Origin of the sequence: Hyphomicrobium sp. CS1BSMeth3 (assembly GCF_900117415.1) — a bacterium.
Classification (GTDB): domain Bacteria; phylum Pseudomonadota; class Alphaproteobacteria; order Rhizobiales; family Hyphomicrobiaceae.
The window spans coordinates 155,233-181,942 of record NZ_FPEI01000006.1 but is presented as its reverse complement, the minus strand read 5'-3'; the positions used below and the strand labels follow the sequence as shown (position 1 = coordinate 181,942).

The 26,710-nt window shown below is 65.9% G+C and carries 24 protein-coding genes; 11 read left to right on the top strand and 13 right to left on the bottom strand.

What is annotated here, in order from left to right:
• Nucleotides 1-54 precede the first annotated feature (54 nt).
• From gshB to rsmI, 3 genes are all read right to left on the bottom strand, one after another.
• Nucleotides 55-1,011, bottom strand: a complete 957-nt coding sequence (gene gshB, locus CS1BSM3_RS15955) for a glutathione synthase (protein WP_072388540.1) — start codon at nucleotides 1,009-1,011, stop codon at nucleotides 55-57.
• Between the two features lie 639 nt (nucleotides 1,012-1,650).
• Entirely contained in the window at nucleotides 1,651-2,037 is a 387-nt protein-coding gene (locus CS1BSM3_RS15950) for a YraN family protein (protein WP_072388538.1), read from the bottom strand.
• Nucleotides 2,034-2,966, bottom strand: coding sequence for a 16S rRNA (cytidine(1402)-2'-O)-methyltransferase (rsmI, locus tag CS1BSM3_RS15945; protein WP_072388536.1), 933 nt, complete (start codon nucleotides 2,964-2,966; stop codon nucleotides 2,034-2,036). Before rsmI ends, CS1BSM3_RS15950 begins: the two co-directional genes overlap by 4 nt.
• Before the next feature lie 199 nt (nucleotides 2,967-3,165).
• Here rsmI and CS1BSM3_RS15940 point away from each other — a divergent pair, with 199 nt between their 5' ends.
• The 5 genes from CS1BSM3_RS15940 to CS1BSM3_RS15920 all read left to right on the top strand — a co-directional run bounded on the left by CS1BSM3_RS15940 (nucleotide 3,166) and on the right by CS1BSM3_RS15920 (nucleotide 7,527).
• Nucleotides 3,166-4,386, top strand: coding sequence for a penicillin-binding protein activator (locus CS1BSM3_RS15940; RefSeq protein WP_072393834.1), 1,221 nt, complete (start codon nucleotides 3,166-3,168; stop codon nucleotides 4,384-4,386).
• Nucleotides 4,387-4,533: 147 nt separating this feature from the next.
• Nucleotides 4,534-5,313: a succinate dehydrogenase iron-sulfur subunit gene (locus tag CS1BSM3_RS15935; protein ID WP_072388534.1), complete on the top strand. Its 780-nt coding sequence runs from the start codon at nucleotides 4,534-4,536 to the stop codon at nucleotides 5,311-5,313.
• Nucleotides 5,314-5,526: 213 nt separating this feature from the next.
• Nucleotides 5,527-6,213 (top strand): matrixin family metalloprotease, encoded by a 687-nt coding sequence (locus CS1BSM3_RS15930; RefSeq protein ID WP_072388532.1) that lies wholly within the window; start codon nucleotides 5,527-5,529, stop codon nucleotides 6,211-6,213.
• A 139-nt stretch (nucleotides 6,214-6,352) separates the two neighbouring features.
• A complete protein-coding gene (locus CS1BSM3_RS15925; protein ID WP_072388530.1) occupies nucleotides 6,353-7,075 on the top strand; it encodes a S1 family peptidase in 723 nt (240 codons plus the stop codon).
• A gap of 26 nt (nucleotides 7,076-7,101) precedes the next feature.
• Nucleotides 7,102-7,527 (top strand): DUF4019 domain-containing protein, encoded by a 426-nt coding sequence (locus tag CS1BSM3_RS15920; RefSeq protein ID WP_072388528.1) that lies wholly within the window; start codon nucleotides 7,102-7,104, stop codon nucleotides 7,525-7,527.
• A 90-nt stretch (nucleotides 7,528-7,617) separates the two neighbouring features.
• Here CS1BSM3_RS15920 and CS1BSM3_RS15915 read toward each other — a convergent pair whose 3' ends face one another.
• The 4 genes from CS1BSM3_RS15915 to galU form a co-directional block, all read right to left on the bottom strand.
• Nucleotides 7,618-7,800, bottom strand: a complete 183-nt coding sequence (locus tag CS1BSM3_RS15915; RefSeq protein ID WP_072388526.1) for a hypothetical protein — start codon at nucleotides 7,798-7,800, stop codon at nucleotides 7,618-7,620.
• Between the two features lie 105 nt (nucleotides 7,801-7,905).
• The gene (locus CS1BSM3_RS15910) at nucleotides 7,906-9,735 is read right to left on the bottom strand and encodes an FAD-dependent oxidoreductase (protein ID WP_072388524.1); all 1,830 of its coding nucleotides are present in this window, start codon (nucleotides 9,733-9,735) and stop codon (nucleotides 7,906-7,908) included.
• Nucleotides 9,736-9,806: 71 nt separating this feature from the next.
• Entirely contained in the window at nucleotides 9,807-10,640 is an 834-nt protein-coding gene (locus tag CS1BSM3_RS15905; protein WP_072388522.1) for a sulfurtransferase, read from the bottom strand.
• Between the two features lie 11 nt (nucleotides 10,641-10,651).
• Nucleotides 10,652-11,539, bottom strand: coding sequence for a UTP--glucose-1-phosphate uridylyltransferase GalU (galU, locus tag CS1BSM3_RS15900; RefSeq protein ID WP_072388520.1), 888 nt, complete (start codon nucleotides 11,537-11,539; stop codon nucleotides 10,652-10,654).
• Nucleotides 11,540-11,702: 163 nt separating this feature from the next.
• On the opposite strand from galU, the gene galE reads away from it, so the two are divergent.
• From galE to CS1BSM3_RS15885, 3 genes are all read left to right on the top strand, one after another.
• Nucleotides 11,703-12,695, top strand: coding sequence for a UDP-glucose 4-epimerase GalE (gene galE / locus CS1BSM3_RS15895; protein ID WP_072388518.1), 993 nt, complete (start codon nucleotides 11,703-11,705; stop codon nucleotides 12,693-12,695).
• Nucleotides 12,696-12,789: 94 nt separating this feature from the next.
• Nucleotides 12,790-14,064, top strand: coding sequence for a lytic murein transglycosylase (locus CS1BSM3_RS15890; RefSeq protein WP_244540534.1), 1,275 nt, complete (start codon nucleotides 12,790-12,792; stop codon nucleotides 14,062-14,064).
• A 16-nt stretch (nucleotides 14,065-14,080) separates the two neighbouring features.
• The gene (locus tag CS1BSM3_RS15885) at nucleotides 14,081-15,475 is read left to right on the top strand and encodes an SGNH/GDSL hydrolase family protein (protein ID WP_072393828.1); all 1,395 of its coding nucleotides are present in this window, start codon (nucleotides 14,081-14,083) and stop codon (nucleotides 15,473-15,475) included.
• A 391-nt stretch (nucleotides 15,476-15,866) separates the two neighbouring features.
• On the opposite strand, the gene CS1BSM3_RS15880 is transcribed toward CS1BSM3_RS15885, so the two are convergent.
• Together CS1BSM3_RS15880 and CS1BSM3_RS15875 are read right to left on the bottom strand one after the other, a co-directional pair.
• Nucleotides 15,867-17,507, bottom strand: a complete 1,641-nt coding sequence (locus tag CS1BSM3_RS15880) for a GMC family oxidoreductase N-terminal domain-containing protein (protein ID WP_072388516.1) — start codon at nucleotides 17,505-17,507, stop codon at nucleotides 15,867-15,869.
• 96 nt (nucleotides 17,508-17,603) lie between these two features.
• Nucleotides 17,604-18,008 carry a Ros/MucR family transcriptional regulator gene (locus CS1BSM3_RS15875; RefSeq protein ID WP_072388515.1) on the bottom strand — a complete coding sequence of 135 codons (405 nt, stop codon included), beginning with the start codon at nucleotides 18,006-18,008 and terminating at the stop codon, nucleotides 17,604-17,606.
• A 454-nt stretch (nucleotides 18,009-18,462) separates the two neighbouring features.
• Here CS1BSM3_RS15875 and msrB point away from each other — a divergent pair, with 454 nt between their 5' ends.
• Both msrB and CS1BSM3_RS15865 read left to right on the top strand, forming a co-directional pair.
• Nucleotides 18,463-18,876 carry a peptide-methionine (R)-S-oxide reductase MsrB gene (gene msrB, locus CS1BSM3_RS15870; RefSeq protein ID WP_072388513.1) on the top strand — a complete coding sequence of 138 codons (414 nt, stop codon included), beginning with the start codon at nucleotides 18,463-18,465 and terminating at the stop codon, nucleotides 18,874-18,876.
• Nucleotides 18,877-18,999: 123 nt separating this feature from the next.
• A complete protein-coding gene (locus CS1BSM3_RS15865; RefSeq protein ID WP_072388511.1) occupies nucleotides 19,000-21,120 on the top strand; it encodes a S9 family peptidase in 2,121 nt (706 codons plus the stop codon).
• A gap of 98 nt (nucleotides 21,121-21,218) precedes the next feature.
• Here CS1BSM3_RS15865 and CS1BSM3_RS15860 read toward each other — a convergent pair whose 3' ends face one another.
• From CS1BSM3_RS15860 to CS1BSM3_RS15845, 4 genes are all read right to left on the bottom strand, one after another.
• Complete coding sequence (locus tag CS1BSM3_RS15860) at nucleotides 21,219-21,569, bottom strand: iron chaperone (RefSeq protein ID WP_072393825.1); 351 nt, start codon at nucleotides 21,567-21,569, stop codon at nucleotides 21,219-21,221.
• A 182-nt stretch (nucleotides 21,570-21,751) separates the two neighbouring features.
• Nucleotides 21,752-22,729, bottom strand: a complete 978-nt coding sequence (locus CS1BSM3_RS15855) for a serine hydrolase domain-containing protein (protein WP_174263698.1) — start codon at nucleotides 22,727-22,729, stop codon at nucleotides 21,752-21,754.
• 191 nt (nucleotides 22,730-22,920) lie between these two features.
• Nucleotides 22,921-23,166 (bottom strand): type 2 periplasmic-binding domain-containing protein, encoded by a 246-nt coding sequence (locus CS1BSM3_RS15850; RefSeq protein ID WP_072388507.1) that lies wholly within the window; start codon nucleotides 23,164-23,166, stop codon nucleotides 22,921-22,923.
• Between the two features lie 444 nt (nucleotides 23,167-23,610).
• The gene (locus tag CS1BSM3_RS15845) at nucleotides 23,611-24,096 is read right to left on the bottom strand and encodes an Lrp/AsnC family transcriptional regulator (RefSeq protein ID WP_072388505.1); all 486 of its coding nucleotides are present in this window, start codon (nucleotides 24,094-24,096) and stop codon (nucleotides 23,611-23,613) included.
• A gap of 125 nt (nucleotides 24,097-24,221) precedes the next feature.
• Between CS1BSM3_RS15845 and CS1BSM3_RS15840 the strand changes: the two genes are divergently transcribed.
• Nucleotides 24,222-26,627: a transketolase-like TK C-terminal-containing protein gene (locus CS1BSM3_RS15840; protein WP_072388503.1), complete on the top strand. Its 2,406-nt coding sequence runs from the start codon at nucleotides 24,222-24,224 to the stop codon at nucleotides 26,625-26,627.
• Nucleotides 26,628-26,710: the final 83 nt, after the last annotated feature.

Genomic DNA, 26,710 nt, shown 5'->3' with positions numbered 1-26,710 from the left:
GGCGGGTGTTCAGCACCCGTCCGGGCCGAGAATGGCCGGCCCCAGCCCGATCCGTCACATGCCGCGGCTGGAGACGACCTTGCGCTCGACCGCATCCCAGATCATGGCCGCGATGTCATTGCCGCCGAAGTTCTTGACCTGGCGGATGCCGGTCGGCGAGGTCACGTTGATCTCGGTGAGGTAGGGCCCGATCACGTCGATGCCGGTGAAGATCAGCCCCCGCGCCTTGAGATGCGGCCCGAGGCGGGCGCAGATCTCGAGATCGCGCGGGGTCAGCTCGGTCGGCACGGCCTGGCCGCCCACATGCATGTTGGAGCGCGTCTCGTCGGCCGCCGGCACGCGGTTGATGGCGCCCGCCACCTCGCCATCGACGAGGATGATGCGCTTGTCGCCGGCGCGCACCTCCGGGCGGAACTCCTGCACCATGAAGGGCTCGCGGAACACGGTCTGGAAGAGCTCGATGAGCGAGTTTAGATTCGTGTCGTCCTCGCGAATGCGGAAGACCGAGGCGCCGCCATTGCCGTAGAGCGGCTTGAGGATGATGTCCTTGTGGCGGGCGCGGAACTCGCGCACGTCCTCGGCATTGCGCGTGACGAGAGTCGGCGGCATGAGGTCCTGGAACTCCAGCACCCACACCTTTTCCGGCGCATTGCGTACGTGCGCGGGATCGTTGACGACGAGCGTGCGCGGGTGAATGCGCTCCAGGAGATGCGTCGTCGTGATGTAGGCCATGTCGAAGGGCGGATCCTGGCGCAGCAGCACCACGTCCCACGTGCCGAGATCGACCTTGCGCGGGTTCGACAGCTTGTAGTGATCGCCGATCTTGTCCTCGACCGTCATCGTCTCGCCGCGGGCGATCAGGCGATCGCCGTCGAGCGCGATGTGCTGCGGCGTGTAGTAGAAGAGCTCATGGCCGCGCTTCTGCGCTTCGAGCAGCATCGCGAAGGTCGAGTCGCCGCGGATGTCGATCCGGTCGATGGGGTCCATCTGGCAGGCAATCTTGAGCGGCATGGGCGGATCGTCTCCTGCAGGGCGCGCGGTCATTCGTTGTTGGCGCCCATGCAAACGGGGCGGCGCGGGTGAAGTCAATATTTTCTAGCCGCGGGCTGCTCTGCTCGCGCCTGTGGCGCGAACAGGGCTTCCGCCCTGTAACCCGACCGGGGGACACCCCCGGAGCCCCCGCCTTTTATTTAGTGCCGCGGGCTGCTGGGAAGGGGTGCTGTGGCTTCCTGGTACGGCCTACCGGCCGGCGCGCAGTCGCGCGCTCATGACTGCTGTGCGCCGGTGCCAATCGCGTCCCCTCGCCCGCGAGCGGACACCGCTCGCGTGTTGCGCCCTACTTCCCCCTCTCCCCATTGTCTTCAATGGGGAGAGGGTCGGGGTGAGGGGCGGCGGCAAACGCCAACCTCGAACAAGCTTCCGCCCCTCACCCTAACCCTCTCCCCGCAAGAGCGGGGAGAGGGGATGCTGGTGCGCTCGCGGCTCACTCCAAATCCATAAAAGACGGCGCGCGGGGTGTCCCCCGTCGCCACCAATGAGCGCTGTGGAAATGGCCGCCGCGGGCATAGCACTACGGTGGGAGGCGACAGCACCCCTTCCCAGCAGCCCGCGGCACTCAAAAAAAAGCCCCGTCGCGTCGCAGACGCGAAGCTACATCCGATCCAGTGCGTTCGGGATGTGGCGTGGCCAGCCGCGTGCCGTGACGAGGATGGCATCGAGGCCGATCTGACGGTCGAGATAGGACGGATGGCGCGAGAGCCAGTATTCGGCGGCGCGGGAAATGCGGTCGCCTTGGGCGGGCGTGAGGGCCGCCTCCGCATCGGCGAGCGTCGCGCGGCGCTTGACCTCGATGAAGGCAATGCGGCCGCGGCGGGAGGCGATGATGTCGACCTCGCCGTAGGGCGTAACGTGGCGGCGGGCGAGAATGCGATAGCCCTTGGCGAGGATGAGCATCGTAGCGACCAGCTCCGCCCAGCGGCCGCGCCCGAGACGCCGGCGGCGCTCCATGAGGCGGTCGCCGGCGCGGGGCTGGCTCATGCTTCGTCCTTGAGGCGCAGGCCGATCTGGTAGACACGGGAGCGCGCGGCGCCGAGGTCGTCGGTGACGAGGCGCACGGCATCGCGCAGGCTGGATGAGGCGAGGGCCGAGCGGAGCGCGGCTTCGATTTCGACGTCGCTGACCTCGCGCGGCGGCGGGGGCGAAATGGCGATCACGATCTCACCTTTGATGGGGGCGGATGCCAGCTCGGCCGCGAGAACCGGGGCCAGGCCGCGGCGCACTTCCTCGAAGCGCTTGGTCAGCTCGCGGGCGACGACGACCTCGCGTTCGCCCAGAACGGCGGCGACATCGGCGAGCGTGTCGGCAATGCGGCTTGGTGATTCGAAGATGACGAGGCTCGCGGGGATGGTGGCGAGGGTCTCGAGGCGCGTGCGGCGGGCAACCTGCTTGGGCGGGAGAAAGCCGCCGAAGTAGAAGCCGTCCGTCGGCAGCCCGGAGATCGCGAGACCGGCGAGGATGGCGGAAGCGCCGGGCAGCGCCGTGACCGGATGGCCGGCTGCGATGGCCGCGCGCACGAGCTTGTAGCCCGGATCGGAGAGGAGCGGCGTGCCGGCATCGGAGATGAGGGCAATGGCGTGGCCCTCGGCCAGCTCCGCAAGAATGCGGGCCTGCTCGGCATCCTCGTTGTGCTCGTGGAAGGCGCGCAGCGGGCGCTCAATGGCGTAGCGGGCCAGCAGCGTGCGGCTGACGCGGGTGTCCTCGCAGAGGATGGCATGGGCGCGCGCGAGCGTGGTCACGGCGCGGACGGTCATGTCGCCGAGATTGCCGATGGGCGTCGCGACGACATAGAGGCCACCTGCGAGCGGTTCCACCATCTCGCGCGCGGCCTGCTCGGCGAGCGCGGCGCCGATGCGGGCGGCGTCGGCCGGCGCCTCGGGGGCCCTGCCCGGGCGCTCGGGTCTGCTCATTCTGGACATGTCGGCCGGCTACGCATGAGTTGCAGGAGCTGCTTCGCGTTGCATTCGTGGATGGGGTGCGCCGGAGGCTTGTGTCCGGGCCGTTTCGCGGCAAGTGTGGCGCATCTGCCCTGTTATGGGAACCGGCAAGCCGCTATCGACTCATAGGGAGTCGGCTGGCTCCCAGCCAATGACGATCTTGGGACTTCGCATGACCTATCGCCCGCCCCGCCGTGACATCCTGCGCGCCGTCGCATTCGGCGCGACGTCGCTGGCGTGGCCGAGCCTGCTGGCGGGCTGCTCGGGGCAGTCCGCGACGGGGTCGCTCGCGAGCGAGGGCGCGACCGGCACGGCGAAAGACCCGGTGAAAGTCGCGCTCATCCTGCCGACCGGCGCCGATCAGCAGACGGCCGCCATCGCCAAGGCCCTGCGCCAGGCCGCCGAGCTTGCCGTGTTCGATCTGAACCAGCCGGGCCTCCAACTCATGGTGAAGGATGACCGCGGCAGCGAGGAAGGTGCCCGCGCGGCCGTCGGCGAGGCGCTCTCTGGGGGCGCCGAGATCATCCTCGGGCCGCTGTTCTCGCGCGCAACGGCCGCGGCCGCACCGGCGGCGCGGCAGGCCGGCGTGCCCATCATCAGCTTCTCGAATGACCGCACGGTCGCGGGGAACGGCGTGTATCTGTTGAGCTTCCTGCATGATCAGGAAGTGTCACGCATTGTCGATTATTCAGCGCGTCAGGGCCGCGCGCGCATGGTGGCGCTGCTGCCCAAGGATGCGCTCGGCGACCAGCTCGAGCAGAGCCTGAGGGCCGCCACGGGGCGCTCGGGCGTGACGCTCGTCGCCCTCGAGCGTTATGCGCTCAATACGAACGCGATCCTGGCGCCGGCCCGCAAGATCCACGACGCGATCAAGGCGGCCTCGCCGGAGGCGCCGGTCAACGCGATGTTCCTGCCGGGCGGCGAGGATACGCTGCCCATGGTGGCGCCCTTCATCCCCTATCTAGGCATCGATACCAAGCAGGTGCAGCTCCTCGGCACGGGCGGCTGGGATACGTCCATCATCGCCCGGGAGAAGGCCTTTGCCGGCGGCTGGTTCGCGGCCCCCGATCCGCGCGGCTGGAAGACGTTCTCGGAGCGCTTCGCGAAGTCCTACGGGGCGCCGCCACCGCGCGTCGCGAGCCTCGCCTATGACGCCGTCGGCGTCGCGGCCGCCTTCACAGGCCAGTCGCGCAGCGGCCGGTACGGCACGGCCAATCTCACGCGGGCGAGCGGCTTCAGCGGCATCGACGGGCGCTTCCGGCTCTCGGCCAGCGGCCTTGTGGAGCGCGAGCTCGCGGTGCTGGAGGTCCGCCGGGAAGGCAGTACAGTGATCGAGGGCGCTCCAGCGGGCGAGCCGGGGCGCTTATATACCAGCGCACTGGCCCGGAGCTGAGCGACGCTCCGCCTGCGGATCTCAAGGCCTATTCCACAGATCGCCCGTTCGGGCATGGCAGTGCGCCGATTGTAGCGTTGACATGCCCGGCCAACTCGATGAAAAGTCCGCGCCGCGACAGAGCTCCGCAGCGCGAAGGCTTGCCAGATGGTCGAACTCACCCTGCCGAAGAACTCCCGCGTGCGCACCGGGAAGACGTGGAACCGACCCGAGGGTGAGGGCGACTGGAAGGAATTCCGCATCTATCGCTGGAATCCGGACGACACCGAGAACCCGCGTCTCGACACTTATTACGTCGATCAGGCCCACTGCGGGCCGATGGTCCTCGACGCGCTGATCAAGATCAAGAACGAGATCGACCCGACGCTGACCTTCCGCCGCTCGTGCCGTGAGGGCATCTGCGGCTCGTGCTCGATGAACATCGACGGCACGAACACGCTCGCCTGCCTGAAGGCAACGTCCGATATCTCAGGCGCAGTGAAGATCTATCCGCTGCCGCACCTCGAGGTGATCAAGGACCTCGTGCCGGACCTCACGAATTTCTACGCGCAGCACAAGTCCATCGAGCCGTGGCTGCAGACCACGACGCCGACGCCGCCAGGCGAATGGCGCCAGGGCCGCGAGGACCGCGAGAAGCTCGACGGCCTCTACGAGTGCATTCTGTGCGCCTGCTGCTCGACGTCCTGCCCGAGCTACTGGTGGAACTCGGACCGCTATCTCGGTCCGGCCATCCTGCTGCAGGCCTACCGCTGGGTCATCGACTCGCGCGACGAGGCGACGGGCGAGCGCCTCGACAATCTCGAGGATCCCTTCCGGCTGTACCGCTGTCACACGATCCTGAACTGCGCCAAGGCCTGCCCGAAGGGTCTCAATCCGGCCAAGGCCATCGCCGAGCTCAAGAAGCTCATGGTCGAGCGGCGGGTCTAGGCGCCGCATCTCCCGCACCCAATCACAGGTGACGACCAGACGCCGCCTCACTGGCGGCGTTTGTGCTTGTTGATTGGCGGCGAGGCGCGCAAGCAGGCCACACGGCGTGGATCAATCAACAGCCCGTGCATGGGCCGGTTGCGAGTCCGCCGCCCCCCGAATATGGTTTCCAGCATTGTCGAATAAATTGCACGGAGCGCCGGGGGGCGATTCATGCGGCTTTGTTTTGTTGTCCTGATTGCACTCCAAGCGGCGCTTGCATCTTCCGCTGCTGCGCAGCAGGAGAATTTCATCTTCCGCGGCAAGCCCAGCGAATACGAGGACTACGGCTACGCGGTGCGGGGCGCCGCCTGGCGATTTCCCGGTGATGCGGAGCGCGTCCTGGTTGTGTGCTGGGAGAATCCCACACCCGCGAACGAGCAGGCGCGGCGTTGGGTCCAGGATCAGATCACCAAGACATGGCAGCGGCATACGGCGCTGGAATTCCGGGGCTGGCAGGCGTGCGCTGCCCGAAACAAGGGCATCCGCATCCGCTTCAACGACGAAGGACCGCACGTGCGGAAGTTCGGCCGGCTTCTGGATGGTGTGTCGAACGGAATGATCCTGAACCACACCTTCAGAAACTGGGGCGCCTCCTGCCAGAGCAATCTGGAAGCGTGCGTCCGTTCGATCGCCGCACACGAGTTCGGGCACGCCTTGGGCTTTGCGCACGAGCAGAACCGGCCTGACACGCCAGGCGAATGCAGCAGGAAGCACGGCCAGGGCCAGACGCGGGAGACGATGCTCACGCCGTACGATCCCCAGTCGATCATGAATTACTGCAATCCGGACTACAACAATCACGGCGAGCTCAGCGCGCTCGATATCAAGGCTGCACAGAAACTGTACGGCGCGCCCTGATCGGGCGTCGCAGACCATGAGGGACTAGCCTATGCGTTGGCTTCGTGTCGTTGCGGCACTCTCTTTGCTGGCAGGCCTCCATGCAGCGCCCGCGTCAAGAGGGGGACTCGGCGCTCAGGCCCTGGCTCAATCCGTGACGATGAACCCGCACGCGCTCGTGTTCATACAGCTCGAATGCGTGGATGCGCTCGGCATACCGTCGGAGCCGACAGGATCGGGCTTCATCATCGAGAAGTCCGGCTACGTCGCCACGGCGCACCACGTCGTGCGCTGCTGGGATGAGAAAACCCGACGTTCCTATGCGCCAAAGAAGATCGTTGCGCGACGAGGTGGCCCGTCGGAGCAGGAACGGCCTGCAGACATCATCAAGGCCAGCGAGGATGACGACGTTGCCATCCTCAAGCTTCGCGGGGCGCCGCGTACCTATCCAACACTGCAGGTGTGCTCGCTTCGGAACCCGAAATTGGGGACCGAATTCCAAGGCGCGGGCTTTCCAGAAGGCAGCGAGCTGCAGGCCGTCTCCGTAACGTTCGGGAATGTGACCGGCAGGTTCTGGTCTGTCGCGGCTCCCTTCGCGGCCGGCATGAGCGGCGGCCCTGTCGCAAACCAGAATGGCGTCATCGGGCTCGTCAAGGGCGGACGTCAGAATGTCCAGGCCATCCGACAAATGATCCCGATCCACGTTGCGGGAAACATGATCAAGGACGCGGCCGGCATCGAGCTCCGCGACTGCGAGGCAAAGCCGGTCGACAGAGGCGGCGGGACGACTGTTGTGGCCGGCCCCTGCAAGAAGGGACAGCAGGAAATTCTATTCACCGACTACTCCGTTATTCCGCCGCGGACGGAGAAGCGCTGTATTTGAGCCTTATTGGAAAAGGGAAATTGAACATGAGGCGCTGCATTACGATCCTGCTCGCGCTCCTGCTGCTATCGCCGATCCCAGCCATGGCCAACGAGCAGGATGATGCGATAAATGCCGCACGAACCATCATGCGGCTCTTTGGAGAGCAACGCTATCGTGAGGTCTGGGACCGCCATGCAAGCGAGTTCATTCGCCAGCGCGGCACTCGCGACAGTTTTCTGGCACACCTGACAATGGGGCGGGCCCAGCTCGGCGCGGTGTCCGGCACGCGCGTCATCGACGTCAAGTTTTCGTCACATGATCCATCCTCCGGCTTCAAAGGAAGGATCTATTCCGTCACATTCGACAGCACGTATGCGGTCGGCCAAATCTACGATCAAATCGTCGTCGTGAAAGATCCGGATGGACGTTTCCGTCTCTCGGGATTCTGGGCAACGCCGGGATCGCGCTAGTGTGACGACCGAGTGTCCCTTTTGATGCCGAAGTCCGCCCGAGGCGCCAGCGTCGAGGCGTGGCGAACTTCGGAACGGGAACACGAGCGCCTATCGCACCTGCTGCCATGCAGCCCAGACCTCGTGACCGGGCGGGAGGCCGCCCGCGAGGTCGACTTCAGCTGCAGCCATGGCATAGGCCAGCACCCCGACAAGCAGTAAGCCGCCGATGACGGCGCAGGCACTTTGCAACAGAGGGGCAACGCCCCTCTCATCCCATCGCTGACGTGTCATGACGATCTCCGATGGCTGCAGGCGTGTCGGCCCGCGGTTACGGAGGAGAGCCTGCGCGCGCGGCGTCAGGAGAGCGTCACTGAGCCGTCAATCGGGCGTTGAACGTCAGCCCGTCCGCGTGAATCCGTCACGGCTCCAGTCCTCGGTGCCGACGCCGTTGTGGACGAAGAACAGACCGTCGGGATCGTACTTCCGCTTGATGGCGAACAGGCGGGGGTAGTTCGAGCCCCAGTAGGACTCCTGCCAGGCATTGTCGAAATAGTTGCTCTCGGAGACGTAGGCACCGGCCTCGCGCTTCGACACGACACGGTAGATTTCGGCCATGGCCCGCTCGACGGCCTGCACGCGCGACCTTGCGACGGCGAGATCGGGCTCGCGGCCGGGTATGCCTGGGTAGACCGGCTCGCCATTGCTCGCGATGATCACGAGGGCGAAGGCATCGAGCGCGGCGGGGTTCATCGCCGTATCGCGCGCGCGTGCAACGGCCGCCACTGGCGCGCCGGCGAGCCCCTTGTTGAAATGCAGGCCGAGGCCCCAATGCCTCGCTGCAGCATGAAGGGCGTCGGCGAGGCGCGACTGCTGGTCCTTTTCGAGGAGAGACGCCGGAAGCCACGCCGACTGATAGGCATGGAGATACTGCGCAGCCTCGCGCTGGTTGCTGGCCCAGAACACATTGTCGGGCGATGCACCGGGGCGGTCGTCCGAGAGGACGAGACCGGGAACTTTCCTGAGCGCGTCAGGATCCCAGAAACTGCGCGCCGGGATGGCCGGGATATTCGGCGGCGCATCCAGGGAAAGCCCCGGCGTGCGCGCGACCCAGTCGAAAAAGGGCTGCCAGACCGCGCGGGCACGATCGGGCGCGAGGCCCTGAAAGACCATGGCGATTTCGACCGTGCGGTTCGGACGCAGGGCAATCTGCTCGCCCCAGTGGGGATTGGCGAGGCTCTCGGCGTAGAAGGTGACGATGCGCCCGATAACCTCGCGGAAGGCTATATCGGAGGCTGCACGTATGGTCGCGAAGCAGGCGCCGAAGAACTCGGGGAGGTCGTGCGTCTCGAGCGTGAGCCTCGTCACGACACCGAGGCTGCCGCCCCCGCCCCCTTTGAGGCTCCAGAAGAGATCTGCATTCGTGCAGGCATTGGCAATGCGCACCTGGCCGTCCGCGGTGACGACCTCGGCTTCGAGGAGGCTGCCGGCCGCCGTGCCGTAATTCTTGGAGAAGCTGCCGAAGCCGCCGCTCTGCACGAGACCCGCGACGCCGACTGTCATGCACCCGCCGCCCTGCACATAGCGCCCGGCTTTGGTCACAACGGCATTGTAGACGTGGCCCCAGAGACAACCGGCGCCGACGCTGACGGCAGCACGCGGTGCGACACGGCCCACACAGCCTTCGCCGACAAAAGCATCATGGAGTGCGATGGCATTCATGCGCCGCGTCCAGATGAGGAGCGAGTCCGGCGCGTTCGAATTGCCGAAGTAGCTGTGCCCGCCGCCCTTGATGACGAGGCGCAGCCTGTGCTCGCGGGCGAAGTTCACGGCGGCGGCGACATCGCCCGTGTTCTCGGCGGCGACGGCATAGGCGCTCGGTTTCGTCGTCCAGGCATCCGTCCAGCCGAGCGTCTGCGTCAGCGCGGCGTGATCGCTGATGAAGTAGGGATTCCTGAGATCCTTGAAGAGCTGCGCGCAGGCTGGATCGGCCGTCTTGCCGACACAGGCATCGAGCGGTGATCGGACCGTGATGAGCTCGCCCTTGAGGCGCTTGCGCAGACCATCCCACGCACTGGCGGACGGCCACCCCGGATCGGACGGGCGCACGCGCTTGAAGCCTGCTGCGCTGTTGCCGGAACCGGATTGTGCATGACCTGGGTTCATGCGGCCCGTGAGTGGAAGGAGCGGCACAGCGCCCGCGCCCTTCAGGAAATCGCGTCTGCGCATGGCTAGACCTCATCTGCTGCGCCGCGCAGCCTAGCCTACTTCAGCAGAGATCACTCCTAGCTTTGCCGTGATCAGTCACCGCGCACGATCGGCAGGCCCTCGCGATTGCCCCACTCCTGCCAGGAGCCGACGTAGTTGCGCACGTGCGGATAACCGAGCAGGCGCAGCGCCAGATAGGCATGGGCCGAGCGGAAGCCCGTGTTGCAGTAGACGCTGATTTTCTTGTCCGGCGTCACGCCGTGCGCTTCGAAAATGGCGCGGAGCTCGGCGGGCGGTTTCATGCGGCCCGTGGCGTGATCATAGAGCTCCTCCCAATCGCAGTGCCGGGCGTTCGGCACGGCGCCGCCGTACTTGGCGCGCCGGTCTGCGCCGGTGAACTCGGCGCGGCTGCGGTTGTCGAGGATGAGGCTTTGCGGATCGTCGATCGCGTCGAGGAGGCTCGCGTACGTCGCGACGCGCTCAGGGACGGCCTGGAAAGGGAACTTGGCCGACGATGGCGGCGCCCCCTCGCGCTCGATGGGCAACCCGGCATCGCGCCAGGCTTTGATGCCGCCGTCGAGCACGTGGACGCTCTCGACGCCGAGATACTCCGCGAACCAGAAGCAGCGCGCGGCGCACATGTCGGTGAAGGCGCCGTAGAACACGATCCTGTCCGTGGGCTTCACACCGCGCCAGCCGAGCATGTTCGCCCACATGCGCGTGAAGGACGCGAGCGGCGCCGGATCCGTGTCATCGCAGTTGACGAAGTAGGGATCGAAGTGGCGCGCACCGGGAATGCGGCCGGCGGCGAAGTGCTCGGCCTGCCGCGTGTCCACGATCGAGAGGCCGGGCGTGTCGAGGGCGGCGTTGAGCCTCTCGGCCGACCAGAGCAGATCGGGATTGGCGGCAGTGCGAGCATCACTCATACGCGGGCTCCTCAGCCAAGCAGGGCCTTGATCTCGGCCTTGAGCGCCGGTCCGATGTCCGGCCGCGCGAGCGCGTAAGCGACGTTCGCCGTGAGAAAGCCGATCTTCGAGCCGGTGTCGTAGATCTTACCGTCGAAGCGATCGGCGAAGAAAGTCTGCCCCGGCGTCGCGGCGAGACGGATCATGGCATCGGTGAGCTGGATCTCGTTGCCGGCGCCGCGCTCCTGCTTGGCGAGCAGGTCGAAGATCTGAGGCTGCAGGATGTAGCGGCCGGTGACGTGGAGGTTGGAGGGGGCAGTCCCCTTCGGCGGCTTCTCGACCATGCTCGTGATCTTCGAGACCTTGGCGGCACGATCCTCGACGCCGACAATGCCGTACATGTGCGTCTGGTCATCGGGCACAGGCGCAACGGCGATGTGATTGCCGCCGTGCGCGTTGTAGGCCTCGATCATTTCCGCGAGGCAGGGCTTGTCCGCATAGTGGAGCATGTCGGGGAGCAGGACCGCGAAAGGCTCGTCGCCGACGATATCGCGCGCGCACCAGACGGCATGGCCGAGACCGAGCGGCGCCTGCTGGCGCGTGAAGCTCGCCTGGCCGGCGGCGGGAAGCTCGGACATGAGCTGCTCGAGCTCGGCCTTTTTGCCGCGGTCGGCAAGCGTGCGCTCGAGCTCGTACTGGCTGTCGAAATGGTCCTCGATGACGCCCTTGTTGCGCCCCGTGACGAAGACGAAGTGCTCGATGCCCGCGGCCCGCGCCTCGTCAACCACGTGTTGTATGACCGGCCGGTCGACGACAGTCAGCATTTCCTTGGGCACGGCCTTGGTGGCCGGCAGAAAGCGCGTGCCGAGCCCGGCGACGGGGAAAACGGCCTTGCGGATGGGCTTCAGCGGGGTGGTCATAGGCGAGAGCTCCGGGGGGCGGGATGGCCCGCTCTAACGAGTAAGGATGGCGGCCTTTTAGCATCGACAGCATGAACGGCGGCAACTAAGTGTCATGCCATACTGGTGCGACGGATATTTGCAGCCCACCCAAGGTTCCATCGACTGAAAGGCCTTAAGGCCCATGAGCATCCTCGTGACGGGCGGCGCCGGCTATATCGGCAGCCACATGGTCCTGGCGCTGGCCGATGCCGGCGAGCGGGTCGTTGTGCTCGACAATCTCTCGACGGGCTTTGCCTGGGCCGTCGATCCACGCGCCACCCTCGTCGAAGGCGATACGGGTGACGATACGCTGGTCGCATGGCTGCTCAGGGAGCACGCTGTTCAGGCCATCATCCACTTCGCCGGCTCGATTGTCGTGCCAGAGTCGGTCGCAGATCCTCTTGGCTATTATTTGAACAACACCGTCAAATCGCGGGCGCTGATCGCCGCGGCCGTCGAGGCGGGCGTGCCGCACTTCATTTTCTCGTCCACGGCCGCGGTGTACGGCAATCCGGCCGTCACGCCGGTGCCGGAGGACGCCGATCTCAGCCCCATGTCGCCCTACGGCTCCTCCAAGCTGATGACGGAGATCATGCTCGCGGACACCGCGCGGGCGCATCCGCTGCGGTATGTGGCACTGCGCTATTTCAATGTCGCGGGCGCCGATCCTGCGGGACGGTCGGGACAATCGACGCCGCGCGCGACGCACCTCATCAAGGTCGCCTGCGAAGCGGCCCTCGGCAAACGGCCGTACATGGAAGTGTTCGGCACGGACTATCCGACTTCCGATGGTACCTGCATCCGCGACTACATCCATGTCAGCGACCTCGCGGAAGCGCACATGGCAGCCCTCGAGCACCTCACGCGCGGCGGCGCCAGCACGGTACTGAACTGCGGATACTCGCAGGGCTACTCGGTCCTGCAGGTCATCGAGGCCGTGAAGCGCGTCTCGGGTGTCGATTTCGAAGTACGGCTGTCGGCGCGCCGGCCGGGCGATCCGGCTTCGATCGTTGCGGCCTCGGACCGGATCCGCGCCGACCTCGGCTGGATGCCGCACCACGCCGACCTCGACCGGATCGTCGCCCATGCCCTCGAGTGGGAGCGCAAGCTCGAGAGCCTCAAGGGCAGGAACTGAGCCCGGCCGACAGCCCCAAAATGGCCCGGTTCGGCTGGCCTCTCTCGGCTATGATGGCGCTCGTTGAGTCGAGCGTGGGGAGAGGAAAAGGCATTTGAGCACTGGCCGGATACCAGGATGGCATCTGGCTGCGGCGATCGCTATCGCCGTGGCGCTTGCGTTCGTGCATCTGGCAGGCAGCCACGCCGAGGCCCAGTCGCGCCCGCCTTTCCGCACATGGCTCGAAAGCTTCTGGCCCGAGGCGCAGCGCGCGGGCATCACGCGCGCGACCTTCGACCGCGCCTTCGAAGGCATCACACCCGATCTCTCGCTTCCCGACCTCGTGCTGCCGGAAAAGCCCGAGGCGCGCCCGCCGGCACAGGCCGAGTTCAGCCGCACACCAGAGCAGTACATCAATCGCGAGCAGATCCTGCGGCTCGCGCGGCAGGGCCGCGAGCTTGCCGAGCGCCACAAGGCCATCCTCGACAAGGTCGAGAGCGAGGTCGGCGTCGATCGCGCCATCGTGCTCGCGATCTGGGGCCGCGAGACCGCCTTCGGCAGTCATCGCCCGCGCCATGACGTCATCCGCGTGCTCGCGACGCAAGCCTATGTCGGCCGCCGGCAGGATCTCTTCAAGGCCGAGCTGATCCACGCGCTGCGGCTCCTGCAGGACGGCATCGTCCCACGCGATGCCATGCGCGGCTCCTGGGCCGGCGCCATGGGCCTCACGCAGTTCATGCCCTCGGAATTCTACGGCTCGGGCGTCGATCTCGACCACGACGGCAAGCTCGACCTCTTCGGCTCGACGGCCGATGCCCTCGGCTCGGCCGGCAAGCAGCTCAAACAGAAGGGATGGATCAAGGGCCTGCCCTGGGGCATCGAGGTCAATCTCGGCGGCAACGTCGACTGCGCGCAGGAAGGACCAGCGAACAGCCGGCCGATCAAGGAATGGGCAAAGCTCGGCATCAAGCGCGCCGACGGCAAGCCGTTTACCCGCGCGCATCTCGACGCCGAGGCCTATCTGATGTCGCCGGCCGGCGCCTTCGGCCCCTCCTTCCTCGCGACGGAGAACTTCAAGGCCATCCGGGCCTACAACATGTCCGATCTCTATGCCGTATTCGTCGGCCATCTCTCGGACCGCATTGCCGGCGGCGGCGATTTCACAACGCCCTGGCATCAGATCCGCCAGCTCCCGGACCGCGAGATCGCCGAGATCCAGGAGCAGCTCAAGCGGCGCGGGGCGGCGATCGACAAGATCGACGGCAAGATCGGCTCGAATACGCGCTGGCAGATCGGGCAGTATGAGCGCAGCGCGCGCCTGAAGGTCGGCTGCTGGCCGCGCCAGGAGGTGCTGGAGCATCTGCGCAGGGGCGTTGCCGATGGGCGCTGACAGAGCGAGCGCAGACATGAGCCGCAGCGTGCAATGGCGCGCGCTCGGTGTGGCGCTCGCCATGCTGGCTGTGCTGTTCGCCGGTGCGTCGCACGACCCTGTCCGCGCGCAGGGTCCGGCGCTGAGCACGAGCTACGTCACGCCCTTTCCCGAGAACGACACCTACCGCCTCGAAGTCTGGGGCGATGTGCTGGCGGAAGGACTCCTCGCCGGCCTGGCCGAGCAGCTCGCCGACGAGCCGCGCATCTCCGTGCAGCGGCGCCACCGGTCCATGCAGAGCCTGATGCGCGCGAACTTCGACGAGGACATCGGCGAGATCGTGAGCGAGGTCACGCGCAGCAACGCCCATATCGTCGTCGTGCTCACGGGGTTCAACGACCGCGTGCCGCTGCGGCTTCCCAATGGACGCCGCGCGCCGGTCGGCTCCGAGCTCTGGCAGCAGGAGTACGGCCAGCGCGTCGACCGTCTCATGCGCGCCTTCAAGGCCCAGCGCATTGCCGTGTACTGGGTCGGCCTGCCGATCATGCGCCGGCCCGACGTCAACGAGGATGTGCAGGCCATCAACGGCGTGCTGCGCGAGCGTGCCTACGCTGCCGGGCAGAAGATGATCGACGTCTATGCCGCGACCGGCAATCAGGACGGCCGCTATGATGCCTACGGCCCGGACATCAGCGGTGCGAACCGCCTGCTGCGCCAGGGCGACGGCATCACGTTCACGCCGGCCGGCAACCGCAAGCTCGCGCATTTCGTCGAGCGCGAGCTCAAGCGCGATATCATGCAGGCTCGCGCCCAGCGCTCGATCCCGCTCGCGGGCAGCGAGGCCGAGCAGCGCCTCGTCCGGCCATTGCGTCAGACGCCGGCCACGACGCCGGCGGCGCGTGCGGCCACGACGCCGGCCGCTGCCGGCACCAAGCCGGGGGCAACGCCGCAGAGGCCCGCGGCGGCACCCTCCGAAGGCGACCTCAAGGCCGACAACAGCCGCATTACACTCCCCGATGCCAGCGCGTCGGGGCGGCAGGATAACGTGACGATCGATCTGCCGCGTCCGGCCATCCCGGGAAGCCTCATGGCCCTCCTCACCCGGCGCGCCGAAAGCGATCGCACGACCCAGCCGGGCGAGGTGCTCGTGCGAGAGATCCCGGGCGGCCTCACGCTCTCGCGCACGATCTCGATGGCGGCCACGCCGGGAACCTTGCAACGCCGTGCGCTCCCGAGTCAGACGCCGTTTTTCCGCGTGCTCGTGAAGGGCGAGCGGCTCGAGCCCAAAGCCGGGCGCGCCGACGATATCGGCTGGCCACCCATCTCGCGGCCGGAAGCTGCGAACCCGCCCGCGATGCCTGCCGTATCCGAACCTGAGCCGGCGCCAGCTCAGGCCGCGCCGCGCCCCGTGCCGAGACCCGCGCCGCGTTGAGAGGCACCTTCGCGTCTTCGACGCGAGCGAGGCCGCGGCCTCGCGCTCCGCTCGGGGGACACCCCCGAACCCCCGTTTTTTATTTGTGTGCCGCGGGCTGCTGGGAAGGGGTGCTGCCGCCTCCAGCCGTGGTGTGTCGCGCCAAAGGCGCGCCAGAGCAAAGCTCCGCGGCGGCCATGCGGATGGCGATCGTGTGGGGCGCGCCAAACTTCCCCCTCTCCCCATTGCCTTCAATGGGGAGAGGGTCGGGGTGAGGGGCGGCGGCATACGCTGACGTTGGTAAGTGCCGCCGCCCCTCATCCTAACCTTCTTCCCGTAAGGACGGGGAGAAGGGACATGGCGGCGCCAGTGGCGCGCGACTCAACAAAGCCCCGTCGCGCCGCAGGCGCGATCAGTCCCCAAAAGCGAGAGCGTGCTCGCGCGCGACGTGCAGCATGGCGCGCTCGGCGAGCGCGGTGATGGTCAGCAGCGGGTTCACGCCGAGCGAGCGCGGAATGATGGCACCGTCAATGACGTGAAGCCCGGCGTGCACGGCGCTCGTATCTTTGCCGGGCGCCGCGTCGAAGACGCGGCCGGCATGATCGACGACGCCCGAGGTGCGATCCGCGCTCATGGCGCAGCCGCCGAGCGGATGCGCGGTCGCGGGCTGGTTGCCCATGACGCTGCCGGCGAGCGGATTCTTGACGTAGCTGCCGCCGACCTTGCCGACGAGCGCGGCAAGCGCCGCATCGAGGCGCTGGTAGACGGCCTCGTCCTTGGCATTGGCCCAGGAGAGCGCAAGGCGGTCACCATCGAGGCGGAAGCGGCCGGCAGCGCTGTCGTGCGAGACGGCGAAGAAGGTCTGCAGGCTCGCGAAGGGGCCCTTGTAGACGCCGCTGACGAGGCTCTGCAGCGCACCGAGCAGGCGGCCGTTCGGCACGAACATGACCGGCAGGACGGGGGCGAGCGCGGAGGGCATCGCGCCTTCCTGGATGGTCACCGAGTTCGCGAGGTTGTCGGGATCGACGATCTCGAGCTGGCCGGAGACGGATGCGCCGACGCTCAATCCATCGACCTTCGCGGGATGGCCGACGCCGATCGCGTTGACCGGCACCTTGGCGCCATAGCCGAAGGCGATGATGTCGCCATTGGCCGAGAAGCGCTCGCCGAGGCGGTCGGAGAGCGCGAGGCCCCTGGCGCGCGAGCGCAGCAGGATCTCCGTCGAGCCGAGCGTCCCCGCGGCAAGGATCACCATGTCGGCGGCCAGCGAAAGATGCTGGCTGTTGCCGGCCGCCGGCGTATCGACACGCTCGATGTACACGCGCCAGCCGCCGCCGGACGCCGGCACGACATGCGTCACGCGACCATGGGTGAAGAGCTCGGCGCCGTGACGCACGGCCTCGGGGAGGTAGGTCAACGCAACCGTATTCTTGGCGCCGACATTGCAGCCCGCGCAGCAGTCGCCGCAGCGCGTGCAGGCGGGCTGGGCGATGCCGGCCGGATTGACCGTATCGGCAAAGCCGACGACGACCTCGGGCGCGATGGGCGATACACCGAGGGCGGTGCCCGCGGCCTCCAGCGCCTTGTACTTCGTGAGCGTCGTAGCTTGCGGATCGCGGGCGGGCCTCAGCCAGCGGCGGGCGCGCGCGTAGCCCTCGTCGATCAGGCCGTCCTGGCGGAGCTGGCCGGGCCAGATCGGATCGGCGAAGACGCGCGGATCGGGCCTGAGTGCCACACCGGCATTGACGAGCGAGCCACCGCCGAGACCGCGCCCGACGAGCACGTGCATGTCCTCGCCAATGCGCACATCGAAGAGGCCGGTCTCGGAGCCCATGGACATGCGCGCGCCGGTCACGCGCATCTCGTGGCGCATGTCGGGAAAGCGGCTCGGGAACTCGCCGGTGACAACCTCGCGGCCGCGCTCGATGACGGCGACCCGCTTGCCTGCCCGCGCGAGCCGCATGGCGGAGACGCCGCCGCCATAGCCGGAGCCGACCACGATCACGTCGTAGCGCTGGTGGGCATGGTCCAGAGAGCGGGCGAGGCGCGTCATGGGCGCACGGCCCGGCGGAACGACGCGGCACTGCGTCGTAGAGAGGTCATCACTGCGCGATCCCCCTGGCGCATGTGATCCTTACGCGCGGAGAGCTCAGTCCTTGCGCGTTCCGAGGCCCATTTTCTTGGCGAGCTGCGAGCGCGCGGCAGCATAGTTCGGCGCCACCATAGGATAGTCGTTCGGCAACTTCCACTTGGCGCGGTATTCCTCGGGCGAAAGCTTGTAATGGGTCCGCAGGTGCCGCTTGAGCGACTTGAAGCGCTTCCCGTCCTCGAGGCAGATGATGTAGTCCGGCGTCACCGAGCGCTTGACGGGAATGGCGGGCTTCAGCTCCTCGCTGTCGGCCACGGGCTCGTGGTTGGATGCCCGGTTCAGCGCATCATGCACATCGCGGATCAGCCCCGGCAGATCTGAAGCAACGACCGTGTTGTTGCTGACATACGCGGAGACGATCTTGGCGGTCAGGTCCACCAATTGAATTCCGCCATTGTTTTCCATCGGAGTCGTCTCCTGTCGTCGCGACATCAGCCGGGGCATCGAGGCCCTTCAGAGTTGCCATGACATCGCGTGAATTACGCCGGCCTGCGGGAAGTCCATGGCCAGAGATCGCCAATACTCCACTTCGGAGAAGATGGCAATTGCAGCGCACAATATAGTAAAAGCGGCATTCTCGACAATATCCTGGGTCGGAATTGCAGAATTTTCCACCAGCTTTCAAGCTTTTGGGTATCGCTCTTGCTTGCGGTCATCCGTAAACGCCCTCTCGGGGCGGATGAGTGGCCGCGGCTCAACGCGCAATGTTGATCAGCAGGGGTGGCGCGGCCCCTTGAATTGGTCCAGATTGTTAACATTTCAACGACTGGCGGGACTGTACGCGGCACTCCAAGCAGGGTGCCGACCGGTCGGCCGCAACCAGCGTCAACGGCAGCCAAATTCAGCGAAGGAGCGGATCATGTCCGATACGAGCGCGCGCCCGGACAAGGTGGAGAAATCGGACGCGGAGTGGCGGGCGGAACTCACGCCGGAGCAGTACTACATCACCCGCCAGCACGGCACGGAGCGCGCCTTCACGCACCCGTACAATGCGCTCAAGGCGGCCGGAATCTACAAGTGCGTGGCCTGCGGCGAGCCGCTCTTCGCCTCCGAGACGAAGTATGACTCGGGCTCGGGCTGGCCGAGCTTCTACAAGCCCATCGGCGCCGAGGCCGTGGCGGAGCACGAGGACCGCTCGCTGTTCATGCGCCGCGTCGAGGTGCGCTGCTCGAAGTGTGACGCCCATCTCGGCCATGTCTTCGAGGATGGCCCGCAGCCGACGGGCCTGCGCTACTGCATCAACGGCGCGGCCCTCAAGCACGAGCCGAAATGAGATCGGCGGGCCGCGCCGCCGGCCCGCAGCTTCCGCGAATTGCTCACCACCGCGGCGCCCGGCACCTCGCTCGGCGTTGCGGGCTCTCACATGCCAGAGGCGCCGCGCGCCAGGAGTACTCCCATGCCAGCCGATCCCGCCCTTGCTCAGCCCGTCGCGCTGACGCCGCCGAGGGCTCGGCGCAAGCCGGTCACTGCGGTCCACCACGGCGTCGAGATCGTCGATGACTATGCGTGGCTGCGGGCGGACAACTGGCAGGAGGTCATGCGCGATCCGAGCGTGCTCGATACCGAGATCCGCGCCTATCTCGAAGCCGAGAACGCCTACACGGAGCAGAGCCTCGCCGATACGGCGGCACTGCAGGAGCGGCTCTTCGCGGAAATGAAAGGCCGCATCAAGGAGGACGACAGCTCAGTGCCGGCCCCGGACGGCCCCTGGGAGTACGGCACGCGCTATCTCACCGGCGCGCAGTATGCGCGCCTCACGCGGCGCCCACGCGGCGGCTCGGACGAGACGGAGACCGTGCTGCTCGACGGCAATCTCGAAGCCGAAGGCAAGCCCTACTGGCAGCTCGGCGGCGCCTCGCACAGCCCCGACCATCGCACGCTCGCCTATGCCGTCGACGACAAAGGCTCGGAATACTACGTGCTGCGCTTCCGCGATCTCGCGACGGGCAAGGACCTCCCCGATGTCATCCCCGATACGGGCGGCGGCTGTGTGTGGGCCGAGGACAGCAAGACGCTGTTCTACGTCCGCCTCGATGAGAACCATCGCCCGCTTTACGTCTATCGCCACATCCTCGGCACGCCCGTCGAGGACGACGTGCTCGTCTATGAGGAAGCCGACAAGGGCTTCTACGTCGGCATCGGCGAGACGCAGTCCGGCCGCTACATCCTCATCGACGCGCACGATCATCAGACGAGCGAAGTGCGCTTCATCGCATCCGGCAATCCGACGGGCCCGATGCAGCTCATCAGCCCGCGCCGCTTCGGACACGAGTACGCCGTCGATCATCACGGCGAGGACTTCCTCATTCTGACGAACTCGGGCGGCGCCGAGGACTTCCGCCTTGTCACGACGCCGATCGCGACGCCGCAGGAGGCCTACTGGCGCGAGGTGCTGCCGCACAAGCCGGGCTGCCTCATCCTCGATCACACGACTTTCAAAAACCACCTCGTGCGCCTCGAGCGCGAGAACGGTCTGCCGCGCATCATCATCCGTCGCTTTTCGGACGGCGCCGAGCACGCCATTGCCTTCGACGAGGAGGCCTACAGCCTCGGCATGTCCGCGGGCTACGAGTACGACACCACTTTGCTGCGCTTCACGTACTCGTCGATGACCACGCCCACGCAGGTCTTCGACTACGACATGGAGGCACGCACGCGGACGCTTCGGAAGACCCAGGAAGTGCCGAGCGGCCACAACCCCGCCGACTACGTCACGCGGCGCATCGAAGCCCCGGCCGCCGACGGCGAGATGATCCCGATCTCGGTCCTCTATCACAAGGACACGCCGCTCGACGGCTCGGCGCCCGTCTTCCTCTACGGCTATGGCTCCTACGGGATCGCGATTCCCGCGAGCTTCACGATCACGCGCCTTTCGCTCGTCGATCGCGGCTTCATCTTCGCGGTCGCGCATGTGCGCGGCGGCAAGGACAAGGGCTATCGCTGGTACACGGGCGGCAAGGCCCAGACCAAGATGAACACCTTTACGGACTTCGTCGCCGCCGGCGAGCACCTCGTGAAGATCGGCTGGACCAAGCGCGGCCGCATTGTCGCCAATGGCGGCTCGGCGGGCGGGATGCTCATGGGTGTCGTCGCCAACCTCGCGCCCGATCTCTTCCTCGGCATCATCGCGGACGTGCCCTTCGTCGATGTGCTCAACACCATGCTCGACGAGACGCTGCCGCTCACGCCGCCCGAGTGGCCCGAATGGGGCGATCCCATTCGCTCGGCAGAAGCCTTCGCGCTCATCCGCAGCTACAGCCCCTACGACAACATCGAGCGCAAGGCTTATCCGCACATCTTTGCATATGGCGGGCTCACTGATCCGCGCGTCACGTACTGGGAGCCGGCGAAGTGGATCGCGCGGCTGCGTGAGCGCAATACGTCGAGCAATCTCGTGCTGCTCAAGACGAACATGGAAGCCGGTCACGGCGGCGCATCAGGCCGCTTCGAGGCGCTGAAGGAAACCGCGCTCGACTATGCCTTCGCGCTGAAGGTTGCGGGCAAGGCGGGAGTGTAATCGCGTCTTCGACGCGAGCAGGGCCGCTCTTTTTTGTGGGCGGGCTGCTGGAAAGAGGTGCAGTCGCCTCCTGGCGTGGTGCTATGCCCGCGGCTTGCTCAGCGATTTTGATGCTTTCTGGAAGCCAAGGCGAGTTTCTTAACGAGCCCGTCAGGGATGGGCTGGCTGGGTGAGAAGGTGACGCCCGTCTTGGTAGACTTGAGGCCAGCCGCTGCAATGTCGTCCGCGAGCGACTTGATGGCGGAAGGAGATAGATAGAGGCCGCATTGCTTGGTGAACGCTGCATAGCCCGCGATGATGGATTTTCCGATCCTGAACCCAGGCATATTGTAGGCAATGACTTCTTCGGCGTCAGGCAGCGCGCTCGCAAGTTGAGCGCGCAATCGAACCAACAGAGGGCGGAGTTCCTTAGGAGCCGCAGCTATGTAGGCGTCGTGATCAGCAAACATGTTCAGAGCATGCTCCGGCTGGCGTGACATTCAAGGCAAGCGCCGACCATCTCAGCTTCAGCCAGTTGGATGACAGGATCAAGCTGATAAGGAGAAAGGTCCTAAATAGGCCAGAAGGCCTCATAGCTGCAGTTTATCCGATGAACGCGCGATTGATGTGAGAGGGTAGCGGTTGCCTAGTCTCAGCTTGCTACTGCTCCCAACACGTACCGATTGAAAAGGACCAACGGAAGCCGCCCATTAATTGCGTCAGCGTAGAGTCCAGCCGTAAACACCGCCACAAGATCGAGCGATGGCACAGCGAAGATGCGCTGCCCACCATGCCCCATTGCGCAAATCCACGGCACCTCGCGCCCTTCGACCAGGGAACGCCCGAGCCACCATTGATACCCGTAGAAATACGTGAGGTCTGCAGGACCAATATGCGCTGCCGTGGATTCCTTCACCCATTCCTGCGAAACGATCTGACGGCCATTGCAAATTCCGCCATCCACAACGAGCTGACCAATCTTTGCGAGATCTCGCGAGCACAATCGCAGGCCGCCCACCTCAGGGATTCCGCTTTTCGGATTCTTCGTCCATGCGAAATTTCTGATACCGAGGGGCCTCAACAGGAATTCGCTCGCAACATCATCGAGTGCTCCGCCGGCTGCCTTGGCAATGACCGCCTCAAGAAGCAAAGTACCACCACTGTTGTAGTTCCAGATTTGTCCCCCAGGCGCCACAACGGGTTGCTCGAGCACGTACCGATACTGATCGGCAGAGCGAAGCATGCGAACTTCGCTATTCCTTGGATCGGTGAAGGGAACGTTTTCATTCCATTCCAGACCCGCGGACATCATCAATAGATGGCGCAACGTAATGCGCTCTTTCTCGGGGGTGCGCAGGTCAGGATATTCCGGAAACCAATGGACAACAGGGTCGTCAATACTGTTGATCAGCTTGCGGTCGAGCGCGACGCCCAACAGCAATGAAATCACGCTCTTTGTCACCGACCGCAGGTCATGCAGGCTGTTGGCTCCGTGAGCCACGTTTCCCAGCGGCTCTCCCCAACACTCGTCTTCGCCAGGGCGATAGTGCTCAAATAACAACCTGCCGTGCCGCGCAACAAGAACGCTGTGGATGTTGGCATGGCTGCACCCATCCAGCCACTCGATCATATCGCGAAGCGGCTCGCTTCGCAGGCCAGCGCTCTCTGCGTTGTCAATGGTCCAGTCTGAGAGACTCATGCAGCCACCCAAGAGCTGAGAACCTCAATCGTGCACCTTGCGGCACCCATCTGATCGTCGGTGTGATTGATAGCATATTGGTCATCGAGCGTTATCGCCAAGCAGGCGATGGACTGTGAGGACTAGCTCAGGCTGCTCTCTGCCGCCTCATTGCTGAACCACTTCACAAATGCGCGGACGCGGGGATCTCCGATCCGCCAGGTCGGCCAGCGCAGGACGTGCACTTTGCTCGACAGCATGTCCAGTTCTTGCGGCAACACCCGAACCAGCCGTCGATCCTGCAGGGCGTCCCGAACGAGCATGGAACGGGCGAGAGCAAGTCCTGTGCCTTCTATCGCGGCGGAGATCACGGGACCGATGGACGCCATTTCCCGCGGAACTCAAGGCGCGGCTTCAGAATGATTGAAGCAGATCCGCTCGATTGCGGGGAAGGCGGGCACGGTAATCGCGTCTTCGACACGAGCAGGGCCGCTCTTTTTTGTGGGCGGGCTGCTGGAAAGAGGTGCTGTCGCCTCCTGGCGCGGTGCTATGCCCGCGGCCCTGCACCCGTTCGGGGGACACCCCCGAACCCCCGTCTTTTATGGATTTGGAGTGCGCCGGCATCCCCTCTCCCCGCACTTGCGGGGAGAGGGGAAGTGGGCATCACGCGCGAGCGCTGTCCGCATGGCCGCCGCGGGCATAGCACAACAGCGGAATGCGAAAGCACCCCTTCCCAGCAGCCCGCGGCACTAAATAAGGCGGGTGGGTTCGGGAGGGTGTCCCTCCCGATAGAGCGCGAGACTAGTCTCGCTCGCGCCGCAGGCGCGAATGCCTCACCGCGTATCGAGCGGCAGCGCGCTCGAATGCTTCACTTGGCCGAGCGCGAAGCTCGACTCGATGTTGGCGATGCCGTCGATGCGCGTGAGCGTGTCCTTCACGAAGCGCTCGTAGTCGGCGAGATCGCGCGCGACGACGCGGAGCAGATAATCCCGCGGTCCCGTCATGAGGTAGCATTCGAGCACCTCGGGACAGCGGCGGATGGCCTCCTCGAAACGCTGCAGCTTGTCCTCCTGCTGGCGGTCGAGCTTGATGGAGACGAAGACGCTCACAGGCAGGCCGACTTTCTTCTGATCGAGGAGCGCCGCGTACCGATGAATGATGCCGGCATCCTCCAGAATGCGCAGGCGGCGCGAGCAGGGGCTGGCCGTGAGCCCGACTTTCTCGGCGAGCTCGGCGACCGTCAGGCGGCCGTTTTCCTGGAGCGCGGCGAGCAAACGCCGGTCAATGCGATCGAGGGAGATATTGGCCGCTTCCGCCATTTTACGCACCTTTGATAGCTGGATCGGCCAATTTATAGGCGCCGCGTGGGGCACTTTGCAAACCCTCACCACGGCAATGGGTCTATTCTCGGTTAATCGCTCACGCCCGATTTTCCGAGGCCGCCATGCAGGACATCGCTGAAGACCGCACCGCTACGCTCGCCATGCTGCGCGAGCTCGAGCGCAAGGTGCTCTGGCTTTCGACCTACACGATCCACCACGCCAATCACGAGGTGGAGCGGCACGACGGGCTCAAGGTCGGCGGGCACCAGGCGTCATCGGCCTCGCTCGCGACGCTGATGACGGCGCTCTATTTCCATGTGCTGCGGCCGGAGGATCGTATCGCGGTGAAGCCGCACGCGAGCCCGATCTTCCACGCCATCCAGTACCTGCTCGGCAACCAGACGCTCGACAAGCTGAAGAACTTCCGCGCCTTTGGCGGCGCGCAGTCCTATCCCTCGCGCACGAAGGACAAGGCGGACGTCGATTTCTCGACGGGCTCCGTCGGCTTGGGCGTCGCGGCGACGGGCTTTGCGAGCCTCATCCAGGACTATGTGCACGCCAAGGGCTGGAGCCAGGACTGGCCGAAGGGCCGCATGATCGCGCTCATGGGCGACGCCGAGTTCGACGAAGGGAACGTCCACGAGGCCCTGCTCGAGTACTGGAAGCACGGGCTGAAGAACTGCTGGTGGGTCGTCGACTACAATCGCCAGAGCCTCGACTCGGTCGTCTCCGACAAGCTCTTCATGAAAGTCGCGGGGATGTTCGAGAACCTCGGCTGGGAGGTCATCCTCATCAAGTACGGCAAGCTGCAGGAGGCCGCTTTCGCCGAGCCCGGCGGCGAACGCCTGCGTGACTGGATCGCCGACTGCCCGAACCAGCTCTATTCCGCGCTCGTTTTCGAAGGCGCAAAGGGATGGCGGCGCCAGCTCGAAGCGGATTTTGCCGCCCACCCGGACACGCTCGCGATCATTCAGCGGCGCGATGATGCCGCGCTCGCGCGCCTGATGACGAACCTCGGCGGGCACGACATGGAGAGCATTCTCGAAGCCTTCGAGCGCGCGCCGAGCGACAGGCCCTGCTGCTTCATTGCCTACACGATCAAGGGCTTCGGCCTGCCCTTCCAGGGCCACAAGGACAACCACGCCGGCCTGATGAACAAGACGCAGATGGCCGAGTTCCAGACGGCGCAGGGCATCCAGAAGGGCGAGGAGTGGGAGCCGTTCGCCGGCCTCACGCTCTCGCATCAGGACATTGCGCACTATCTCGCGCGCGTACCCTTCAACGCGAAGGGCAAGCGCGGCCTGCGCGCGGATCGCATTCCGCTGCCGGAGACGGCGCCGCTCGGCGTGACGGGATCGGCGAGCACACAGACCGGCTTCGGGCGCATTCTCGATGAGATCGCGAAGCGCGGCGGGCCGCTCGCCGATCGCATTCTCACCATGTCGCCGGACGTCACGGTCTCGACGAACCTCGGACCGTGGGTGAACCGGCGCGGGCTGTTCTCCATGGAGAGCCGCGAGGACGTGTTCAAGGAGCGCGGCCTCATGAGCCCGCAGAAGTGGGAGATGTCACCGCAGGGCCAGCACTTCGAGCTCGGCATTGCGGAGATGAACCTGTTCCTCACGCTCGCGGCGGCGGGCTTGAGCCATGCGCACTTCGGCGAGCGGCTCATTCCGATCGGCACGTTGTACGATCCCTTCATCTGCCGCGGGCTCGATGCGCTGAACTATGCCTGCTACCAGGATGCGCGCTTCATCGTCGTAGCGACGCCGTCGGGGCTCACGCTCGCGCCTGAAGGCGGCGCGCACCAGTCGATCGGCACGCCGCTCATCGGCATGTCGCAGGACGGGCTCGCGTCCTTCGAGCCGGCATTCGTGGATGAGCTCGCCGCGATCATGAACTGGTCCTTCGAGTACATTCAGCGCGATGGCAGCGAGAGCAGCGGGCAGAGCTGGCGGCACGACGAGAAGGGCGGCTCGGTCTACCTGCGCCTCTCGACGCGGCCCGTGGAGCAGATCCAGCGCATCATGTCGCCGGATATGAACCGTGACATCGTCGAGGGCGGCTACTGGCTGCGGAAACCCGATGCCTCGACCTCGCTCGCGATCGTCTACATGGGGGCGGTGGCGCCGGAGGCCATCGAGGCGGCGGGCCTCCTGAGCGAAGATCGCCGCGGTGTCGGCGTGCTGGCCGTGACCTCGGCCGATCGCCTCGCGGCCGGATGGCACGACGCCCAGCGCGCCCGTGAACGCGGCCACTACGGCGCCCGTGCGCAGATCGAGACGCTGCTCTCGGCACTCCCGCGCGATGCCGGCATCATCACGGTGTGCGATGCCCATCCGACGACGCTGTCGTGGATCGGCTCGGTGCACGGCCATCGCGTGCGCGCGCTCGGCGTCGAGCACTTCGGCCAGTCGGGATCGATCCAGGAGCTCTACGCGCACTACGGCCTCGACGTGGAGGCGATCCTCGCGGCGGCCGAAGGCATCATCGGGCGGCCCGTGCGCTATCGCCATCGCGTAGCCTGAGGCGATCGACAAAGCCTGCAAAAGCAAAGGGCGGGGAGCCGAAGCTCTCCGCCCTCTTTAGTTCAGGTCACCCGCGGTCTTTA

What these genes read in the sequence shown, in the direction of transcription:
- gshB (WP_072388540.1), bottom strand. Translation starts at nt 1,011, where the DNA reads ATGCCGCTCAAGATTGCCTGCCAGATGGACCCCATCGACCGGATCGAC.
- CS1BSM3_RS15950 (WP_072388538.1), bottom strand. Translation starts at nt 2,037, where the DNA reads ATGAGCCAGCCCCGCGCCGGCGACCGCCTCATGGAGCGCCGCCGGCGT.
- rsmI (WP_072388536.1), bottom strand. Translation starts at nt 2,966, where the DNA reads ATGAGCAGACCCGAGCGCCCGGGCAGGGCCCCCGAGGCGCCGGCCGAC.
- CS1BSM3_RS15940 (WP_072393834.1), top strand. Translation starts at nt 3,166, where the DNA reads ATGACCTATCGCCCGCCCCGCCGTGACATCCTGCGCGCCGTCGCATTC.
- CS1BSM3_RS15935 (WP_072388534.1), top strand. Translation starts at nt 4,534, where the DNA reads ATGGTCGAACTCACCCTGCCGAAGAACTCCCGCGTGCGCACCGGGAAG.
- CS1BSM3_RS15930 (WP_072388532.1), top strand. Translation starts at nt 5,527, where the DNA reads ATGCGGCTTTGTTTTGTTGTCCTGATTGCACTCCAAGCGGCGCTTGCA.
- CS1BSM3_RS15925 (WP_072388530.1), top strand. Translation starts at nt 6,353, where the DNA reads ATGAACCCGCACGCGCTCGTGTTCATACAGCTCGAATGCGTGGATGCG.
- CS1BSM3_RS15920 (WP_072388528.1), top strand. Translation starts at nt 7,102, where the DNA reads ATGAGGCGCTGCATTACGATCCTGCTCGCGCTCCTGCTGCTATCGCCG.
- CS1BSM3_RS15915 (WP_072388526.1), bottom strand. Translation starts at nt 7,800, where the DNA reads ATGACACGTCAGCGATGGGATGAGAGGGGCGTTGCCCCTCTGTTGCAA.
- CS1BSM3_RS15910 (WP_072388524.1), bottom strand. Translation starts at nt 9,735, where the DNA reads ATGCGCAGACGCGATTTCCTGAAGGGCGCGGGCGCTGTGCCGCTCCTT.
- CS1BSM3_RS15905 (WP_072388522.1), bottom strand. Translation starts at nt 10,640, where the DNA reads ATGAGTGATGCTCGCACTGCCGCCAATCCCGATCTGCTCTGGTCGGCC.
- galU (WP_072388520.1), bottom strand. Translation starts at nt 11,539, where the DNA reads ATGACCACCCCGCTGAAGCCCATCCGCAAGGCCGTTTTCCCCGTCGCC.
- galE (WP_072388518.1), top strand. Translation starts at nt 11,703, where the DNA reads ATGAGCATCCTCGTGACGGGCGGCGCCGGCTATATCGGCAGCCACATG.
- CS1BSM3_RS15885 (WP_072393828.1), top strand. Translation starts at nt 14,081, where the DNA reads ATGAGCCGCAGCGTGCAATGGCGCGCGCTCGGTGTGGCGCTCGCCATG.
- CS1BSM3_RS15880 (WP_072388516.1), bottom strand. Translation starts at nt 17,507, where the DNA reads ATGACGCGCCTCGCCCGCTCTCTGGACCATGCCCACCAGCGCTACGAC.
- CS1BSM3_RS15875 (WP_072388515.1), bottom strand. Translation starts at nt 18,008, where the DNA reads ATGGAAAACAATGGCGGAATTCAATTGGTGGACCTGACCGCCAAGATC.
- msrB (WP_072388513.1), top strand. Translation starts at nt 18,463, where the DNA reads ATGTCCGATACGAGCGCGCGCCCGGACAAGGTGGAGAAATCGGACGCG.
- CS1BSM3_RS15865 (WP_072388511.1), top strand. Translation starts at nt 19,000, where the DNA reads ATGCCAGCCGATCCCGCCCTTGCTCAGCCCGTCGCGCTGACGCCGCCG.
- CS1BSM3_RS15860 (WP_072393825.1), bottom strand. Translation starts at nt 21,569, where the DNA reads ATGTTTGCTGATCACGACGCCTACATAGCTGCGGCTCCTAAGGAACTC.
- CS1BSM3_RS15855 (WP_174263698.1), bottom strand. Translation starts at nt 22,729, where the DNA reads ATGATCGAGTGGCTGGATGGGTGCAGCCATGCCAACATCCACAGCGTT.
- CS1BSM3_RS15850 (WP_072388507.1), bottom strand. Translation starts at nt 23,166, where the DNA reads ATGGCGTCCATCGGTCCCGTGATCTCCGCCGCGATAGAAGGCACAGGA.
- CS1BSM3_RS15845 (WP_072388505.1), bottom strand. Translation starts at nt 24,096, where the DNA reads ATGGCGGAAGCGGCCAATATCTCCCTCGATCGCATTGACCGGCGTTTG.
- CS1BSM3_RS15840 (WP_072388503.1), top strand. Translation starts at nt 24,222, where the DNA reads ATGCAGGACATCGCTGAAGACCGCACCGCTACGCTCGCCATGCTGCGC.